Source organism: Pannonibacter sp. CBAS1226, from assembly GCF_055685825.1.
On sequence record NZ_JBVOUO010000002.1, the window covers coordinates 635,017 to 651,743 of the forward strand.

Consider the following 16,727-nt stretch of genomic DNA (forward strand, 5'->3'; position numbering starts at 1 on the left):
AAGGTGCATCCATCCGCAACCGGTCTGGCGTATCTGGAGAACGCGTATCCCTCCCGCGCCTCAGAACAGACCCTCCACCTGACCGTCCGCATTCAGGTGAATGTCGAGTGCCGCCGGATGGCGGGGCAGGCCGGGCATGGTCATGATGTCGCCGCAGATGGCAACGATGAACCCGGCACCTGCCGACAGCCGCACTTCTCGCACCGGCAGGGTGTGCCCTTCCGGTGCCCCCAGCAGGGCGGGGTTGGCGGAGAAGGAATATTGGGTCTTGGCCATGCAGACCGGCAGATGGCCGTATCCGCTCTCCTGCCAGCGCTCCAGCTGGCGGCGGGCGGCGGCGTCAAAGGAAATCGAGCCGGCCCGGTAGATCTTCCGGGCCACGGTTTCGATCTTGTCCGTCAGGGGCATTTCATCCGGATAAAGCGGCACAAAGCGGGCGCTGCCGCCTTCCGCCAGTTCCACCACTTTGTTGGCGAGAGCTTCCGTGCCCTTCGAGCCTTCGGCCCAGTGGGTCGCCAGAATGGCCTCGACGCCGAGATTGCGGCAATAGGCGGTAATGGCAGCGATTTCCGCATCCGTGTCCGAAGTAAAGTGGTTGAGGGCCACGACAACCGGAACGCCGAACTGGCGCAGGTTCTCGATGTGGCGGCCGAGATTGCACAGGCCGGCCTCGACAGCGGCCACATTCTCATGGCCAAGATCGGCCTTGGCGATGCCGCCGTTCATCTTGAGGGCACGGACTGTTGCAACGAGAACCACGGCAGCCGGCTCAAGGCCCGCCTTGCGGCACTTGATGTCGAAGAACTTTTCCGCCCCAAGATCCGCGCCGAAGCCGGCTTCCGTCACCACATAGTCAGCCAGCCGCAGGGCCGTCTGCGTCGCTACCACGGAATTGCAGCCATGGGCGATGTTGGCGAAGGGGCCGCCGTGGACAAAGGCGGGCGTATGCTCCAGCGTCTGCACCAGATTGGGCTGGAAGGCCTGACGCAGCAGCACGGTCATGGCGCCGTCGGCGCCCAGATCGCGCGCCGTCACCGGGCTGCGGTCCGTGCGGGTACCAACCACGATATCGCCAAGACGGCGCTGCAGGTCATCAAGATCCGTCGCAAGACAGAGGATCGCCATCACCTCCGAGGCAACAGTGATGTCGAAACCTGCTTCCCGCGTTGTGCCATTGGCCCGTCCGCCCAGACCGGTGACGATGGCGCGCAGGGCCCGGTCGTTCATGTCCATCACACGGCGGAAGGCGATGCGCTGCGGGTCCAGTCCCAGCGCGTTGCCCCAGTGCAGGTGGTTGTCGATCAGCGCCGCCAGCAGGTTGTGGGCCGAGGTGATGGCGTGGAAATCGCCGGTGAAATGAAGGTTGATGTCCTCCATCGGCACCACCTGCGCCTTGCCGCCGCCGGCCGCTCCCCCCTTGACGCCAAAGCAGGGGCCGAGCGAAGGCTCGCGCAGGCAGATCGCGGTCTTCCGGCCGATACGCGACAGGCCGTCGCCGAGACCGACGGTTGTCGTCGTCTTGCCTTCGCCGGCCGGCGTTGGGTTAATGGCGGTGACGAGGATGAGCCGGCCCTTCGGGCGGCTCTGCACATTGGCGATGAATTCGCCGGAGACCTTGGCCTTGGTCTTGCCAAAGGGCTCAAGTGCCTCTTCCGGAATGGCGAGCTTCGCAGCAATATCTCTCATCGGCAGCAAGTGTGCTGCCCGCGCGATCTCAATGTCGCTCGCCATGTATGCTCCCCTGGAATCAGTCTGGTGCTTTCTCACCTTGGTAGCCTGCCGGGGGCTTGCGGGGGAGAGAATTCTTGTTTTTTAAGGTCAGGAGCTGGCCTGGGTGTCAATGACAGTAAACCGGCTTCTGCCGCTTGGATCCTGGGTCAAAAGCCCGTGCCCGCCAGCCTGATCCATGATCTTGGCAGCGAGCGCTTCCAGCGGCACGGCTGCCCCGAACAGATAGCCCTGTCCTTTGGAGCATCCCGCCTTCTGCAGCAGTGCTTGCTGCTCCAGCGTCTCTACGCCTTCCACGGTCACCGCAATGTTCAAGTCACGCGCCAGGCTGACCACGGCTTCGATGATCGACTTGCTCTGCGGGTCCGAAGACAGGGACCGCACGAAGCTGCGGTCGACTTTCAGCTCGTCCCAGTCGAACTGGCGCAGATAGGAGAGGGACGAATAACCGGTGCCGAAATCGTCCAGGGCTATCGTCACGCCAAGCTGCTTCAGTCTGTTGAGCGTCGAGATGCAGCGTGCCGTGTCACTCATCAGAATGGATTCGGTCACTTCCAGCCGCAGCCGTCCTGGTGCAAGGCCGGTGTCGAGCAGGATCTGGCGCACGGTCTCGAGCAGGTCATCGCGCAGGATCTGGGCCACGGAGAGATTGACCGACACAGGCAGCGTACCCAGAACGCGGGCGGCATCCGAACAGGCCTGCTGCAGAATGGAGCGGCCCATGTCGACAACCTTGCCTGAGCCTTCGGCTATCGGCACGAATTCATCCGGTCCGATGCGCCCCAGCTGAGGGTGGGTCCAGCGGGCCAGCGCCTCCACACCGATGATGCGTCCGGTGCCAAGTTCCACCTGCGGCTGGTAAAAGGGGAGAATATCGCCGGCCATGATCGCCGGATGCAGATCGGCTTCGATTTGCCGCCGCCGGGACAGGTTGGCCCGCATGCCGGCATCGAACAGTTGCACGATCCCCTTGGCCCGGCCCTTGGCAAGGCTGAGGGCAAGATCGGCGTTGTCGGGGAGCTGTGTCCGGTCCTGAAGCCCGGGGCCATCGACAGCAAGACCGATCGTGGCATCCACCAGCACGGTGCCATGTTTCATGTGATAAGGCTCCCGCAGGGCCTTCAGCAGAAACTCGGCCTTCTGGCGGGCATCCTGAAGCCCGTTCTCCGTGCGCAGCAGGACGAGGAACTCATCGCCGCCGAAACGGGCTGCAATGGCATTTTCCCAGAGCGAGACGATGCTGGTGAGCCGCTGGCCGACGCCGTTCAGCAGGGCATCACCTGCGGCATGGCCGAGCGTGTCATTGACGGTCTTGAAGCCGTCAAGGTCAATGGCGAGCACGGCAAGCGGGCGGCTGCTCTTGCGCTGCAGTTCAGCGCGGAAAAAGTCCTGAAAGGCCAAGCGGTTCGGCAGGGAGGTAAGCTGATCGTGGCGGGCAACGAAGGCATGATCGGCTGCCGAACGCTCCGCCTGGGCCCGGGCGGCCACCAGCGTTCTGTTCTGCAGGAAAAGACTGGCCAGAAGCACCCCGCCGACAGCAAGAAGGGCATAGGTCAGCCAGTGCCCTGCCGTCATGGAGGTCTGAATCCGTTCCCGGATCTTGTCTGCCTCGACAAGGCTCAGGCTATAGGCTTCCCCGCCAATACGGTCGACAGCGGCCTTGACCGGAACCATACGGTCGATGATTTCGAGCTGTGCGCTGGGGTCTTCGATCCGGTCGAACAGCGGTTCAAGCGCCTCCAGATCAGCTGCCAGCTGCTCGAACCGCGCGACCCGCTCGGCGGACAGCTCCAGGAAGGTCCGGAACTGTCCGGAGCTCCAGGTTTTCATGCGGCCGATCATGATCTGATAGTAGAGCTGCGCTTCGCTTGCGGCGGACTTGTCCCCCGTCGCTGCATAGCGCGCGACCAGTTCGCGCAGGGTCGAAACCTCCAGACGGCCGTTGAAGCCGGTCCAGGCAATGTCGTAGCGCTTGGCCTGAATGACGGCGCTCTGGTTGGCTGCTGTGATATAGGGCAGGATTAAGGCAGCAGCGGCCAGACAAATGAAGAGTAGAACAGTTATTCGCCGGAACCATATCGTCATGGCAACAGTCACCAGTAAGAGGGGAGGGCTTGTTACCTGATGGTGATCTGGCGGATCTGCCAGACCGCGCGCGAATAGTAGCTTTCCGTCTTGAGGTCAGGCCTGTCACTGAAAGGGAAGATCAGAAAAAGAGGGCCTTTGTCTGCCACGGGCATATGCTTGCCGTTCTGCCGTGTTGCCAGAAGGCCTTTCGCCTGAACAACGTCGTCAAACGGCATCTGGACGAAGTAGCTGTTGAGGGCCATCACCTCGACCGTGCCATCTTTCACGCCTGCATGGGCCATGAGCCTTGCAAAGAGAACACCTTCAAACGTTACCGGACCATCATGCCAGGGCGTAACCGTTGTCATGCTCTCCATCCCCAAGGCCTCAATCTCTTCCATTGTCATGGCGATGGGGCCTGAGGGGAGTTTTCCGTCAATCGTCAGTATAGTGGGGGCGCCGGAAGCTGTTGATGCCGCTGGAAAAAATGAGATGAGAAAAAGAACGCTGGCAAAAATGACAGTAAGGAGACGCATCGGAACTCTCCGCAATATGAATAAAATTAGAGTAGCCTTTTCCCATCCAAGACTGGGTAAAGGAAACCGGTAAAATTTTAGGCAATTATCCTTTTGTGACCTAACGTCAAAGGGTGCATTCCCAATGGGGAAGCGCGTTCCCGGGGCTGCAGTGCTGGTAATAGGTCAATTCGCTAAGGAAATGGTAAAATTTGGCGTACTTGGATAAATTATACACGCATCACGAGAAATGCGCCGCGCCAGCCTGGGGGCTGACGCGGCTATCATGATCTCAGGTCTTTCAGGTGGATTCAGACCGGCACAGCTGCCTGCCGGAGCTGCATGCGCGTGCTGCGCGAAGCCCGGTTGCCGCCTTGATAGGTGTTGCGCTCTTCCGTCGGGGTGACGAGGAAGCGTTCCCGGTAGCATTTGGTGAAATGCGATGTGGAGGCAAAGCCGCAGGCAATGGCCACATCCAGCACGGCACGTGAGGTGCGCCGCAGAAGGTCACGGGCCGTCTCGAGGCGCAGTTTCAGATAGTATTGTCCCGGCGTGCAGTTGAAGTGGCGCCGGAACAGCCGCTCCAACTGGCGGGGTGACAGGTTCACCGTCATCGCCAGTTGCTGGCAGGAGAGGGGATCCTCGATATGCATGTCCATGATGCGGATGGCTTCGAGGATCTTGGCATTGGAGATGCCGGTGCGTGCCTCGATGTCATGGCGCTGCGCGCTCTCGCCCGAGCGCATGTTCTGGTAGAGGGCCACCTCGGCAACCTCATGCGCCAGCGCAGCCCCGTGCCGGATGGCGATGAGCCGCAGCATCATGTCCAGAGAGGCCATGCCGCCGCCGCAGGTGATGCAGTTGCGGTCAATGGCGAAAATGTCGGAGGACACGTCTACGCCAGGAAATTCCTCGCGGAAGGAGCGCAGGTTTTCCCAGTGCAGCGTGCAGCGCCGCCCCTCCAGAAGGCCGTAGCGGGCCAGCAGATAGGCGCCGGTGCAGATGGCGCCGAAGGTGCGCCCGCGTGAATTCAGCTTCCGCAGCCGTGTGCCCAGTTCCTTGTCCAGCGGCAGCCGCTCCACATCGATGCCGCTGCACAGCAGGGTGATATCCGCATCCTCCAGTTCGCGGATGCTATGGTTCACGCTGATCTCACAGCCATTCGAGGCGGTGACCGCCGCTCCATCTAGGGAATAAGTGCGCCAGCGGTAAAACTCCCGCCCCAGAACCCGGTTGGCAAGGCGCAGCGGTTCAACGACGGAGGTGAAGGCAATCATCGAAAACCGGTCGAAGAGGACGAGGGCAATGGTCTGCCCATCGAGATCTGACCTGTGCGGCTGCGGACCGGAATTGGACATGGAACGCGGCACCCTTAACTCTGGAAGATTATGTATTTTCCGGTATGGAGCGCTATCATTGGTTTGCCTGTCAATGAAAATCTAAGAAATCGGAGGCTTGCGGAAACCGTTCCTAAAACGCCCGGGCGAATAGATTTTTTTTTATGCGGAAGGCGTTTTCCTGGGCGGTTGTTGCTTCATATCAAGGCGAAGAAAGTGGTAGGTGATACGCCACAATAGCTCGTGCCTTGCCGGTGAGGAGACGACTCTCTCTCATGTGCTTGTGCGGGCCGTTCCAATGGACTGGCCGTCGACGTGAAGTGTCGCGGCGTAACATGACTGGACCGCCATGAACGTTCTTGCCAAACCCGCCGACCTGGAAGCTGTCGCAGGCCCGAGCGCCTTCGTGCAGGAAGTGACGGAGGTCAAGCATTACACCGACCGCCTGTTCAAGTTCCGCACCACGCGGCCTGCCGCATTCCGTTTCCGCTCCGGCGAATTCGTGATGATCGGCCTGCTGATCGACGGCAAGCCCCTGTACCGGGCCTATTCCATTGCCAGCCCGTCCTGGGATGAGGAACTGGAGTTCTTCTCCATCAAGGTGCCGGATGGCCCGCTGACCCAGCATCTGCAGAAGATCCAGCCGGGCGACGCGCTGCTTCTGAAGAAGAAGCCGACCGGCACGCTGGTCAACGACGCCCTGACGCCGGGCAAGCGCGTCTACATGTTCTCCACCGGCACCGGCATTGCGCCCTTCGCCAGCCTGATCCGTGATCCTGAAACCTACGAGAAGTTCGATCAGGTCATCCTGACCCACACCTGCCGTGAAGTCGCAGAACTGCGCTACGGCGAGGAACTGGTCGAGGCAACCAAGAACGATCCGCTGATCGGTGAACTCGCCAGCGAAAAGCTGGTGCATTACACCTCGGTCACCCGTGAGGACTTCCCGCGCCAGGGCCGCATCACCGATCTGATCGAGAGCGGCAAGCTCTTCACGGATCTCGGTGTTCCGCCGCTGGACCCGGCCATCGACCGCGGCATGATCTGCGGCTCCATGGAAATGCTGCGCGACACCAAGGCCCTGCTCGAAAAGGCCGGCCTCAACGAAGGCGCCAACAACAAGCCCGGCGAATTCGTCGTGGAACGGGCGTTTGTGGGCTGAGGCTCAAGCCCGTGCGGGTGCCTGAGCAATTTCAAGGCGGGATGCGCCAGCATCGAAAGCCTTGGTATAAGTCCGGCCCGCTCAGGGCCGGACAAAAAATGCCGGGACACGGTAATTCGGCAGTTTCTGCAAGCTGAGACCCGCAGCTGCGCCTCCCGCTGCTCTCAGGAAGTCATCCACCGCATTGGTTGCTCCTGCAACAGCGTTATAGTCATCCACGACGACGAGCCCGCCCGGCACGACCCGCTCAAACAGCTGTTCCAGCGCAAAGCGCGTCGGTTCGCCCACATCCATGTCGAGATGCAGCAGGGATATGCGAAGCTGCGGATTGCGGGCCAGATAGTCCGGCAAGGTCTGGAACACGTTGCCTTCTACCAGATCCACATTACCGATCCGCTTTGCCTCAAGAATGGCGGCCAATTCGGCTTTTGACAGTCCCTTTCCTGCTTCCGTCTCGAACTTCTCGATGAATTTGTGGTCCGATGGATCAGACAGCCCCTCCGTCGGAAAATTTCCGAAGGCGTCGAAGCCGATGATGCGGCGTGAAGCCTCGGTTTCGAGCAAGGCGCGGAACTGGGCGAAGCGGATCAGGGACAGGCCCTTGAAGACGCCGAGTTCCAGCACATCTCCTGGAAGGCCTGTGATCCTCTGGTAGAGCTCGTAATGAGCCAGCATCTTGTTGAGGCGGCTTGGATCGGAGAACCAGTAGAAGCCGTTCTCGTAGTCCCAGACCTTGCCGGGCGACAGGCCCTGAATGCTGTCCGTGCCCTGTGTCATCTGCCTTCTCCCCTAGCATGTGCGGGTGACCGGTACGGCCGCGTGCGTCTGACGCCAGAATCGTCAGATGCCCAAAGAGATTACGTCGAGCCTGCCGGTTTTCTCTATGTTTTTCCCTGTATGTCCGGGTGGAGCCCGCCTAAGCTATCTTATGCCGTAGTGGAAGAGGCTGAAGTGATTCCACCGCTTCGGCAGCGGGCGAGACCGGAAAGGTGCGGCAATGGCGGTTTGGGACAGGTTTTCTATCGTGCCCGCGGCCTTTGCCATGCGCGAGCAGCCGCAAGAGATTGACCCGCGCTCTGTGCCGGAAGGTATCAGCCATGCGGACGACTGGATCATCTTTCGCGGCGGCGGTGAGATCCGTGTCTATGACCGGATCTGCGACCATAATGGCGGGCGCCTGATCTTCAACAACGGCCGTGTCTCCTGCCCCATGCACGGCTGGGAACTGGATGCTGCGACCGGGCGCTACAAAAATGTGGAATGCACCAAGGTGCCTCTGGTGGTGGCTGTGGATGATCCTGCGTCAGCAGCACCGGTGCGTTTTGCCCTGAAGTCCATGTCGCGCTCGCTGGCAGGATATTCAAAGCCGCTGCCGGTTGAGATTGAGTTTCTCAACCACGCCTGCCTCATCATCCGTACAGAGGGCTTGAGCTTTGCGACGGATCCCTGGCTGCTGGGGCCTGCTTTCTGCAATGGCTGGTGGCTGGCATTGCCATCGCCTGCCGGTGCATTTGAGAAGATCAACGCCTGTGATTTTCTTTATATCTCTCACAATCACCCAGACCATCTTCACCGGGAAACTCTGGAGCGCGTGCGCAAGGACATGCCCATCCTGACACCGGCCTTCGACAGCGGGTCGACAGCCCGCTATCTGGAGGATCTGGGCTTTGTCAGCATTCTGGCTGCCCCTTTTGATGCCGCCTTGCGCGACGATGTGGCGGAAATCTCCCTTTCGGTGCTGAAAAGCGGAGACTTCCGTGATGACAGCGGCCTACTGGTGGAAATTGGCGGTTTCAGTGCCTTGCTGGCGGTGGATGCCAACTTCATCGACTTTTACCGCTTCCCCGAGGGGCTGACCGTCTTTGCCTCGTCCTTTGCCAGCGGGGCGAGCGGCTTTCCCCTCTGCTTCGACAATTATGATGAGCGCGAACGTCAGCAGATCATCATCCGCAATCGCAACACGGTCAGATATCTGGCGTCTCGGATCCTTGAGAAGGCGGCTCCGGCTGCCTTTCTCCCTTACGCTGGGTTCTTCTCGGAAGCCGCGCCGCGGGACAGCTACATCAAGGAGCATAACCGGAAAAACGCGGTTTCTGACTACAGCGCCATCTGTGAGGATCTGGGGGTCCGGCTGCTGGATGTGACCGTAGATACGCGTTTTCTGTTCGAGGGACGGGATTTCAGGACAAGCCTGCCCCGAAGTGGGACCGTTCTGGATCAGGCACCAATGGAGGCCTATCTGGCTGCGCCGCCGCCGGGCGGATCTGCGCTCGATCCGGCTGAAGTTGCCACTTATTTCCTCGGCTCAGGCTATGCCAAGCCCCTTAACCTTCTCGTTCGCCTGACGGATGATGCGTTTGAGGAAGGGGAGGAGGCCTTTTTTTGCCGTTTCGACGAAAAAGGTCCGGGAAGCGTTACGCCGCTCAACCGCGCTGACTATGAAGCATATCTTCTCAGCCTGGACCGGTTTTTGTCGCTGCGTATCCGCCGTAACGAGTTCATCCGAGTCATCCGGCTTGGACTGCCCTGGGAAGATCTGTCGATCGGTTTCCAGTGCCGGGTGAAGCGCCAGCCCAATATCTACCACTCAGACTTCTGGTATCATTTTTCGAATGTCTACGTGAACGACAAGGTCAAGCGCGCTTCGCTCGCGTGCGACGCCTGTATCAATATTCAACATGAATTCGTGGTGTGAGACGCATGCAACAGGACACGAGACGTAATGAATGGAACGCCGCCTATGACCGTGGCGGCAACTTTCTTTTCTACCCCAATGAGGAAGTGATCCGTTTTTTTGCCCGTCACGTGGCCAAGCGTACCGGTCTGGATACGGTGCAATACATGGAGGGCTTTGGCCCCGCTTCCCGCATTCTGGACTTCGGCTGCGGCCTTGGCCGTCATGTCGGCCTTGCGCTGGACCTCGGGCTGGATGGCCGGGGCATTGATCTGTCTGACAGGGCTATTGCGGCTGGCCGTAGCTGGCTTTCAGCTGCCGGCTGCGGGGATGCAGAAGAGCGTCTGATTTGCGGCGACGGGCGTAGTTTGCCATTCGAGGATGGCTTTTTTGATGCGGCTGTCTCCCATGCGGTTCTTGATTCCATGCCCTTCGAGCATGCCAGAGTGGCGATAGGGGAAATTGCAAGGGTGATGAAGCCCGGCGCCCTGTTCTATCTTGATCTGATCAGCCCGGAAGACAGCGAGCTGCGGAAGCCGGGGTTTACCGGAGAGTTGACCGTCTCCAAAGACCATGAGTTTGGCACGGTCCAGAGCTACTTCGATCCAGACAAGATTTCACGGCTGCTTGAGGGGCAGTTCCAATTGCAGGAGCTGGTGCTGGTCCGGCGCACGGTGTTGACCGTCTCGGCGCACGCTTCCCGGTATCACGCGGTGGCGCAACGCATCACGTCTTGAAAAAAGCAGAAGCTGGTCAGGAGCATCAGCTATCCCGCGCTGTAGAAGTGCTTCTGCAGCGGGGCATCCCAGAAGCCGGCACCATTCAGGATCTCAACAAAACGGGCCGCCGAGTTGCCCTGCCCGAAGCTGCGGTCGGAGGCGAAGCGCTGGCCCCATCTGTTGGTCAGGAAATCCGCGATGGCCTCGCGGTCGAAGGCTGAGGCTTCCGTGATGGTTGGCGCCACGGATCTGTTGAGCTGCCGGGTGCCGAGATTGAGGCTGGGAATGCCTAGGAACGGGGCTTCACGCACACCGGCACTGGAGTTGCCGATGATGGCAGCCGCGTTCTTCATCAGCTCGGAAAAATAGGCAAAGCGCATGTTCGGCAGATGCCGGAAGCGCCCCGGATCCAGCCTCTCGATCTCAGCAAAGATATCCTCTGAGCCGGGATCATTGTTCGGGGAGATGACGATGAAATTGCGGCCGCTCGCGGAGAGGGCAGAGAACAGGCTCTGCGCCTGTGCGCCGATCGTGTCCCGCTCCGATGTCACCGGATGAAACACCGCGATCCCGTAATCCTTGAAGGGAATAGCATAGCGGCGGCGTACCTCGTTCAGAGTGACGCCGGAGGACCCGCCGTGAAAGTCCAGCTCCGGCGAGCCGATGTTGAAGACCGTGCCAGGCTCCTCACCAAGCGTCAGAACGCGCGCTCTTGCGGCCTCCGAGCTGACGAAATGATAGGTGCAGAGCTTAGTGTTGCAATGCCGGTAGACCTCGTCAATCGTCCCGGACACCTCACCGCCTTCGATATGGGCACAGCGGATGTAATTGGTCGCGCAGACCAGCGCTCCGGCAAGGGCTTCGATCCGGTCGCCATGCACGATGGTCAGGTCCGGCCTGTTCTCATGAACCCAGTCCGAAAGACCGAGGATCGTCTTGGACAGGATGATGTCCTGCGGATCGCCCAGCCGCTGGTTGATGAATTCGTGCTTGACCACGCCCGGCAGCCGCTGCACCTCGTTGCGGGTGAGGCCGTATTTTTCCAGCATATGCATGCCGGTGACGAAGAAAGTCACCTCGTGGCCGGTATCTCGTGCGGCGATGGCGAGCGGCTCCAGCTTGCCGAAGTCGGCCCGGGTGCCGGTCAGAAACAGGAGCCTGCGTGTTGTCATTGGCGGGGCTCCAGATCGCTCCAGCGCAGTTGCTGATTGCGCTTGACCGCAAGCTTCAGCTTGCGGCCAACGACATCGTCAAACTGCGAGACGGGGATCTCGCCATTGCCCGGCCGCCGCGCCCAGATATCGGCTTCGGTGATCTCATGACCTTCCGGCAGATCCCGGTCTGCCACAACGGATCCGCGGGCGAAGCGGTAGACATCTTCCTCCGGCGCCGTGCGCTTCTTCTCGTTGTGAAGCGCGATGTGGATCTCCCGGGAGCGCTCGATCAGAAACCGCAGTTCGGACGGGTCCATGGAACAGGAAATATCCGGACCCTTGCGGTAGCGCGTGTCGGTGAAATGCCGCTCCAGAATACAGGCACCCAGCGCCACGGACGCCAGCGCCATCTCCGGGCCGATGCTGTGATCGGAGAAGCCGACAACTGCATTGGGAAATGCCGCCTTCAGATCCGTCACCCCCCTGAGGGAAACGATCTCGGGCGGGGAGGGATAGAGGTTCGTGCATTCCAGCAGGGCATAGCCAATGCCGGCCTTGTCGAGGATCTCGACCGAGGGGCGGATGCTCTCCAGCGTCTGCATGCCCGTGCTCATGATCACCGGCTTGCCGAAACCGGCAATGTGCCGGATCAGCGGCAGATGATCGCATTCACCGCTGCCGATCTTGAAGCCGGGCACATCGATGGAGTTGAGGAAATCGGCGGCCGCGCGGGAAAAGGGCGTGGAGATGTAGATGAGGCCGAGGCTTTCGGTATAGGCCTTCAGCTCTTTCTCCGCCTCCAGCGGGAGGGCGCAGCGGCGCATCACCTCGAAGATCGAGACATCGGCATTGGGCGGAAAAATCTCCCTGGCCTCATCCGTCATCTCGTCCTCGACGATATGCGTCTGGTGCTTGATCATCTCGCAGCCGCTCTGGGCTGCAGCGCGCACCATGGCCTTGGCAACATCAAGGCTGCCGCCGTGATTGATGCCGATCTCGGCAATCACCAGCGGGGGATGCGCGGGACCAATGTCTCTGTGAGCGATTTTCACGTCAGTTATCCCTTCGCCATCAGATCTGCGCAGCGCTGAAAGTCTTCAGCTGTATCAATGTCCTGAGCCTCGTCCGCGGTAACCGGCAGCACGCGGATCGATGCAGCGGAGAAGTTGCCATCTGCGATGAACTGCGCCGCATCAAAAACATAGAGAACGCCATTCGGCCTGATCAGGGCCGGCAAGTCCTGCCGGTTTGCAAAACAGAAATCTGGAGAAACCAGCGGCACGAAGCGGTTTCCCTCCTCAAAACCCCACTTCAGCACGGCGGAATCTGCCGGAGATACGCTCATGACCATGCTGGCATCCCCTTGCCGGAACAGGCCGACGCCCCTGCGCACGGTCTCGGCCTTGCGCAGCGGCGACGTGGGCTGCAACAACACGGCAAGACCTGAAGTGACGCCTGCGCTGGGTAAGAGGTCGCGCAGAACCTCCGCCATCGTCGTGCTGTCCGTTGCCAGTTCCGGCGGGCGCCGGATGCATTCCACCTGCGGGGGCAGGTCATGAGTGAAGATCTCACCGATATCGGTGCTGATGATCACACGGCCGATTCCGGCGGCGAGCGCAGCATCGACGCTATGCCGGTACAGCGGCTTGCCGGCCAGCGGCCGTATGTTCTTGCCCGGCAGTCCCTTTGACCCGGCCCTTGCAGGAATGATGGCGGTGACTTGCGTGGGCGCTGCCATGATGCCTCACAGCTGCAGGCGCTTCATGCGCTCTTCGGGAGAGAATTCTGTCTTCCATGCTTCCAGCCGCGAAACCAGGCCAGGGATCAGCTCAATGACAGGCTGGCCAGGCTTCAGTTTCGTGTAGGTTGTTCTGGGGAACCAGGGTGTCTGCTCCTGCCCAAACATGTAATGACTGATATCGTCGCCGAAGGTCCAGCAGGGCATGCCATAGCAGCCGGCAATGTCTGACACGCTTGTGTTTGCCGTTATGACAAGATCACAGCATGAGGCAAGTGCAGCAGCATCCTCGATGTTGTTCATCTGGTCAATGTCGGCAAAGTGAATAAGATTTGCGCCACGCCCTTCCTGAAGATAAGTAACTTCCCGGTCGATGCAGGAATATTGCAGATTGACGAAGACGATATCTTTCGTCTCGACAACCGGTGCAAAATCCATCACCGAAAGGTAGTTTTTCGCACGGGCAGGGGCCAGCTTGCTGGAGCGCCATGAGACACCGACAACCGGCTTCTTGTCGGCGTCAGGAATCCGGCGGTAAAGTTCACGGGCGCGCACTGTGTTGATCTTGAACACGGGATGCCGTGTTTTCTTGAAAGACTCCAAATCATTGCGGATATAGCGCGGAAGATCTGCCGAGGAGATCTGGAAGTCATAGTCATCGGTGGTGGCCATCAGGGTGATGGATTCAAACGTCGGTGTGCGTGTCAGGGCATCCGGGAAACTATGCTCGAAAGGTGCGACCAGTTTCTTCGGCACCTCGATGATCACCTTGTCCGCCATCTCCATGATGTCGGCAATCAGCGTGCCGGAGCGAAGGCAGTCGCCAACCCCCTGATCATTCCAGATCATGATCGTCTTGCCGGTCAGATCAGACCCATCCCATTGGGGCTTCCGGAACTTGCGGTTGAGGCAGGACGTGATTTCCGCCTTGAAGCGGGCACCATAGTGCTTCCAGCCCTCTGCAATGTTGCCCGCTCCCAGATAGGCAAGGGCGAGATTCCACTCCGCAACCGGAAGGTCGCCATTCGCCAGTTCGATGCCCTTCCGCAGGACCCTTATCGCGTCCGTGGACCGGTTCATGCTCTGCAGAATGACACCCAGGGTGACATGCCTTGCAACATCCTGCGGTTTCGCTGCCATGGCAGCTTCTGCAAAGGGCAGGGCATCCGATGCTTCGCCGATCCGGAACAGCAGCCGTGCCATTTCATGCTGGAGATCATCGTCCCCGGGGAAGAGTTGAAGAGCAAGCCTCAGTTCCTCGCCTGACTTGTCATACTGCTCTGCTTCAAGTCTTGAGCGGGCCCGCTGGACCCATATGTCGGAATTGCTGGGATCGATCTGGATGGCCTTGTCGAAGAACTCAACGGCCTGATGGAACTTCTTCTGATCCCGCAACAGAACGCCATAGTTGCGGTAGGCATCTCCGTAGCCTGGATGATCCGCAACAATCTGCTTGAAGATTTCCTCTGCCTCAGTCTCCCGGTCCAGTTTGGTCATGGCCACGGCACGCAGGCTTTGCGCTTCGGCAAGCCTGGGATCCAGCGCCACGGCCCGTTCGGCTGCGGCCAGCACATCGGCATGGTTCTCTTCATCAAGGTCAGAGAGCGCGCGTGCCAGATTGGCATGATAGGGGGCGCGGTCCGGGGCGAGGGAAATTGCCTTGCGGATGAACTCCACTGCCCGTTTGGGAAAGCCCAGCTGCCGGTAGCAGACACCCAGAAGGTGGTTGGCATCCGGAGACGAAGGGTTCTTCTTCAGGACGGTTTTGTAAAGCCGCTGCGCTTTCTCGACTTCACCGGCCTGCTGCAGGGCCACGGCCTTGCGCATCGTGTCGAGTGTCGTGGTGGCGGCATTTGCCGGCTTGAAGCTCATTCGTCCATCCGCTGACTTCGGAGAATCACTCCGCAAAGTCTAGCAAGAAAAGCTCGGAAATGGGTGAGCTGTCCGCATTCGCCTGTTCTGCCGCTGATTTGCCCCTGGAAAGAGTGCAGTGGCCAATGCTTGACGCAAACAGGCAGGCCCAGGGGGCCTGCCTGTCGATTTTCAAGAGAAGTCTTCAGGCCGCCTTGCTGGCCGCAGCTGCAATCTTCTGCAGGTTCTCGAAGAAGTGGCGCACATCATCCCCGATCTGCGCCGAGCAGCTCTTGAGGCCATCGGCCGCCACCTGGAAATCTGCGGCGGCGGTGCCTGTCTGGGCAATGGCGCCGGCCACACGGTCAACGTTGCCGGCCAGAGACTGGGAGCCGGAGGCTGCGCTCTGGATGTTCGACGAAATCTCGCGCGTTGCCGCACCCTGCTGCTCCACCGCAGCGGCGATGGTGGCCGTCATGTTGTCGACTTCCTTCACCGTGTCGGAAATCGCATTGATCGACTTCACGGCGTTCTGGGTGGCCGACTGGATGGCGGAGATCTGGGACGAAATCTCTTCCGTCGCCTTGGAGGTCTGGTTCGCCAGTTCCTTCACTTCGGCTGCCACGACCGCAAATCCGCGTCCGGCTTCGCCAGCGCGGGCGGCCTCGATGGTCGCGTTGAGGGCGAGGAGGTTGGTCTGCTCTGCAATGGCCTGAATGAGGCTGATGACGTCACCGATCTTCTGGGCCGAATCGGACAGGCGCCCGACTTCGGCAGAGGTCCGGTTCGTCTCGCCATTCGCCCGGCGCGCCACATCCGAGGCGCCGGTGACCTGGCGTGAAATCTCGGCGATGGAACTGGACAGTTCTTCCGTCGCTGCGGCGATCGTCTGGATATTGCTGGTTGTCTGGACAGAGGAATGTGCAGCTTCAGAGGCCTCTGCGTTCGCAGAAACGGACATGTCAGACAGGGACATGGCCTGACGGGTCACCTTTTCAGCGCTGTTGCTCACCTCCGCCATGGTGGCGTCCACCTTGACCTTGAAAGTGTCGATGGCGTGGCTGATCTGCCGTTCCTGTTCCTGTTGCAGCTCCATCAGAACGTTCTGATAGGTCGAAATGGCAAGATCCAGGTCGAACAGCACTGCCTTGTTGAGCGCCTGCACGGCGGTCAGTGCCCTGCGCTGAGAGAAACGGTGCTTCTTCAGGACGATGCTGACCAGCTCGTTCAGGACATACTGATAGCCTGCGATATACCACTTCGGCTCCAGTCCGATGCGGACATGGGCCCGGCCAATGCGGTCTATGCTCTCGAAATAATCCCGGTCAAACCGGCCGGAGAACAGCTTGGCCCAGTGACCGCCTTGGGCCTTCTTGAGCATGTCCTCGCGATTTCCGACAAGAGCCGCCATCTTCGGCTGTGACTTGAGATGGGAATAGAAGCCGTCAAGCACGGCCGGCAGTGCCTTCTGGACGAAAGGCCAGAGTTCCGTAAGGGTCGACTTCGTCTCCGCGTCAATCCTTGCGAAGCTCAGACGGCCCCTCATTTCCTCGTCACTGTACAACATGATGCATCCTCGGTTGAGATGCTGTCACGGTAGAGCGAGTCTCTTGAAGGAACCGTTAACTCAAATGGAAAGGGCAAGTTTGATTTATGATGAAATCTGACTTGGATTAAATAAACCGATTGAAAAACCATGTAAGGAAAAGTGACGATAAGTCGCAAGGAAAGTCCGCCACCTCTTGAGAGAGTAAATTTCAACTAGCCGGGTATTCTGGTGTG

General features: G+C 59.9%; 13 protein-coding genes. 3 read left to right on the top strand and 10 right to left on the bottom strand.

What is annotated here, in order from left to right; genetic code table 11:
- Positions 1-60: 60 nt before the first annotated feature.
- From AC0CMF_RS09925 to AC0CMF_RS09940, 4 genes are all read right to left on the bottom strand, one after another.
- Positions 61-1,731 (bottom strand): formate--tetrahydrofolate ligase, encoded by a 1,671-nt coding sequence (locus AC0CMF_RS09925; RefSeq protein WP_374628717.1) that lies wholly within the window; start codon positions 1,729-1,731, stop codon positions 61-63.
- Between the two features lie 87 nt (positions 1,732-1,818).
- Positions 1,819-3,813: a putative bifunctional diguanylate cyclase/phosphodiesterase gene (locus AC0CMF_RS09930; protein WP_374628719.1), complete on the bottom strand. Its 1,995-nt coding sequence runs from the start codon at positions 3,811-3,813 to the stop codon at positions 1,819-1,821.
- A gap of 32 nt (positions 3,814-3,845) precedes the next feature.
- Positions 3,846-4,331, bottom strand: coding sequence for a putative pterin-binding protein (locus AC0CMF_RS09935; protein ID WP_472481562.1), 486 nt, complete (start codon positions 4,329-4,331; stop codon positions 3,846-3,848).
- Positions 4,332-4,621: 290 nt separating this feature from the next.
- Entirely contained in the window at positions 4,622-5,668 is a 1,047-nt protein-coding gene (locus AC0CMF_RS09940) for a GlxA family transcriptional regulator (RefSeq protein WP_050471195.1), read from the bottom strand.
- A 328-nt stretch (positions 5,669-5,996) separates the two neighbouring features.
- Between AC0CMF_RS09940 and AC0CMF_RS09945 the strand changes: the two genes are divergently transcribed.
- Positions 5,997-6,809, top strand: a complete 813-nt coding sequence (locus AC0CMF_RS09945; protein WP_019962670.1) for a ferredoxin--NADP reductase — start codon at positions 5,997-5,999, stop codon at positions 6,807-6,809.
- Between the two features lie 81 nt (positions 6,810-6,890).
- On the opposite strand, the gene AC0CMF_RS09950 is transcribed toward AC0CMF_RS09945, so the two are convergent.
- Positions 6,891-7,586 (bottom strand): TylF/MycF/NovP-related O-methyltransferase, encoded by a 696-nt coding sequence (locus tag AC0CMF_RS09950; RefSeq protein WP_122519712.1) that lies wholly within the window; start codon positions 7,584-7,586, stop codon positions 6,891-6,893.
- Between the two features lie 220 nt (positions 7,587-7,806).
- On the opposite strand from AC0CMF_RS09950, the gene AC0CMF_RS09955 reads away from it, so the two are divergent.
- Both AC0CMF_RS09955 and AC0CMF_RS09960 read left to right on the top strand, forming a co-directional pair.
- Positions 7,807-9,504: a Rieske 2Fe-2S domain-containing protein gene (locus AC0CMF_RS09955; protein ID WP_050471197.1), complete on the top strand. Its 1,698-nt coding sequence runs from the start codon at positions 7,807-7,809 to the stop codon at positions 9,502-9,504.
- A gap of 5 nt (positions 9,505-9,509) precedes the next feature.
- Entirely contained in the window at positions 9,510-10,220 is a 711-nt protein-coding gene (locus AC0CMF_RS09960) for a class I SAM-dependent methyltransferase (protein ID WP_122519713.1), read from the top strand.
- Positions 10,221-10,249: 29 nt separating this feature from the next.
- On the opposite strand, the gene neuC is transcribed toward AC0CMF_RS09960, so the two are convergent.
- The 5 genes from neuC to AC0CMF_RS09985 all read right to left on the bottom strand — a co-directional run bounded on the left by neuC (position 10,250) and on the right by AC0CMF_RS09985 (position 16,512).
- A complete protein-coding gene (neuC, locus tag AC0CMF_RS09965; RefSeq protein ID WP_122519714.1) occupies positions 10,250-11,374 on the bottom strand; it encodes a UDP-N-acetylglucosamine 2-epimerase in 1,125 nt (374 codons plus the stop codon).
- Complete coding sequence (locus AC0CMF_RS09970) at positions 11,371-12,408, bottom strand: N-acetylneuraminate synthase family protein (RefSeq protein WP_050471200.1); 1,038 nt, start codon at positions 12,406-12,408, stop codon at positions 11,371-11,373. The genes neuC and AC0CMF_RS09970 overlap by 4 nt, the downstream gene beginning before the upstream one ends.
- Before the next feature lie 5 nt (positions 12,409-12,413).
- The gene (locus AC0CMF_RS09975) at positions 12,414-13,094 is read right to left on the bottom strand and encodes an acylneuraminate cytidylyltransferase family protein (protein WP_050471201.1); all 681 of its coding nucleotides are present in this window, start codon (positions 13,092-13,094) and stop codon (positions 12,414-12,416) included.
- 6 nt (positions 13,095-13,100) lie between these two features.
- Positions 13,101-14,966, bottom strand: coding sequence for a tetratricopeptide repeat protein (locus tag AC0CMF_RS09980; RefSeq protein ID WP_374628723.1), 1,866 nt, complete (start codon positions 14,964-14,966; stop codon positions 13,101-13,103).
- 184 nt (positions 14,967-15,150) lie between these two features.
- The gene (locus AC0CMF_RS09985) at positions 15,151-16,512 is read right to left on the bottom strand and encodes a globin-coupled sensor protein (RefSeq protein WP_050471203.1); all 1,362 of its coding nucleotides are present in this window, start codon (positions 16,510-16,512) and stop codon (positions 15,151-15,153) included.
- Positions 16,513-16,727 lie beyond the last annotated feature (215 nt).

Coding starts and splice junctions, on each gene's coding strand:
- AC0CMF_RS09925 (WP_374628717.1), bottom strand. CDS start 1,731: ATGGCGAGCGACATTGAGATCGCGCGGGCAGCACACTTGCTGCCGATG.
- AC0CMF_RS09930 (WP_374628719.1), bottom strand. CDS start 3,813: ATGACGATATGGTTCCGGCGAATAACTGTTCTACTCTTCATTTGTCTG.
- AC0CMF_RS09935 (WP_472481562.1), bottom strand. CDS start 4,331: ATGCGTCTCCTTACTGTCATTTTTGCCAGCGTTCTTTTTCTCATCTCA.
- AC0CMF_RS09940 (WP_050471195.1), bottom strand. CDS start 5,668: ATGTCCAATTCCGGTCCGCAGCCGCACAGGTCAGATCTCGATGGGCAG.
- AC0CMF_RS09945 (WP_019962670.1), top strand. CDS start 5,997: ATGAACGTTCTTGCCAAACCCGCCGACCTGGAAGCTGTCGCAGGCCCG.
- AC0CMF_RS09950 (WP_122519712.1), bottom strand. CDS start 7,586: ATGACACAGGGCACGGACAGCATTCAGGGCCTGTCGCCCGGCAAGGTC.
- AC0CMF_RS09955 (WP_050471197.1), top strand. CDS start 7,807: ATGGCGGTTTGGGACAGGTTTTCTATCGTGCCCGCGGCCTTTGCCATG.
- AC0CMF_RS09960 (WP_122519713.1), top strand. CDS start 9,510: ATGCAACAGGACACGAGACGTAATGAATGGAACGCCGCCTATGACCGT.
- neuC (WP_122519714.1), bottom strand. CDS start 11,374: ATGACAACACGCAGGCTCCTGTTTCTGACCGGCACCCGGGCCGACTTC.
- AC0CMF_RS09975 (WP_050471201.1), bottom strand. CDS start 13,094: ATGGCAGCGCCCACGCAAGTCACCGCCATCATTCCTGCAAGGGCCGGG.
- AC0CMF_RS09980 (WP_374628723.1), bottom strand. CDS start 14,966: ATGAGCTTCAAGCCGGCAAATGCCGCCACCACGACACTCGACACGATG.
- AC0CMF_RS09985 (WP_050471203.1), bottom strand. CDS start 16,512: ATGTTGTACAGTGACGAGGAAATGAGGGGCCGTCTGAGCTTCGCAAGG.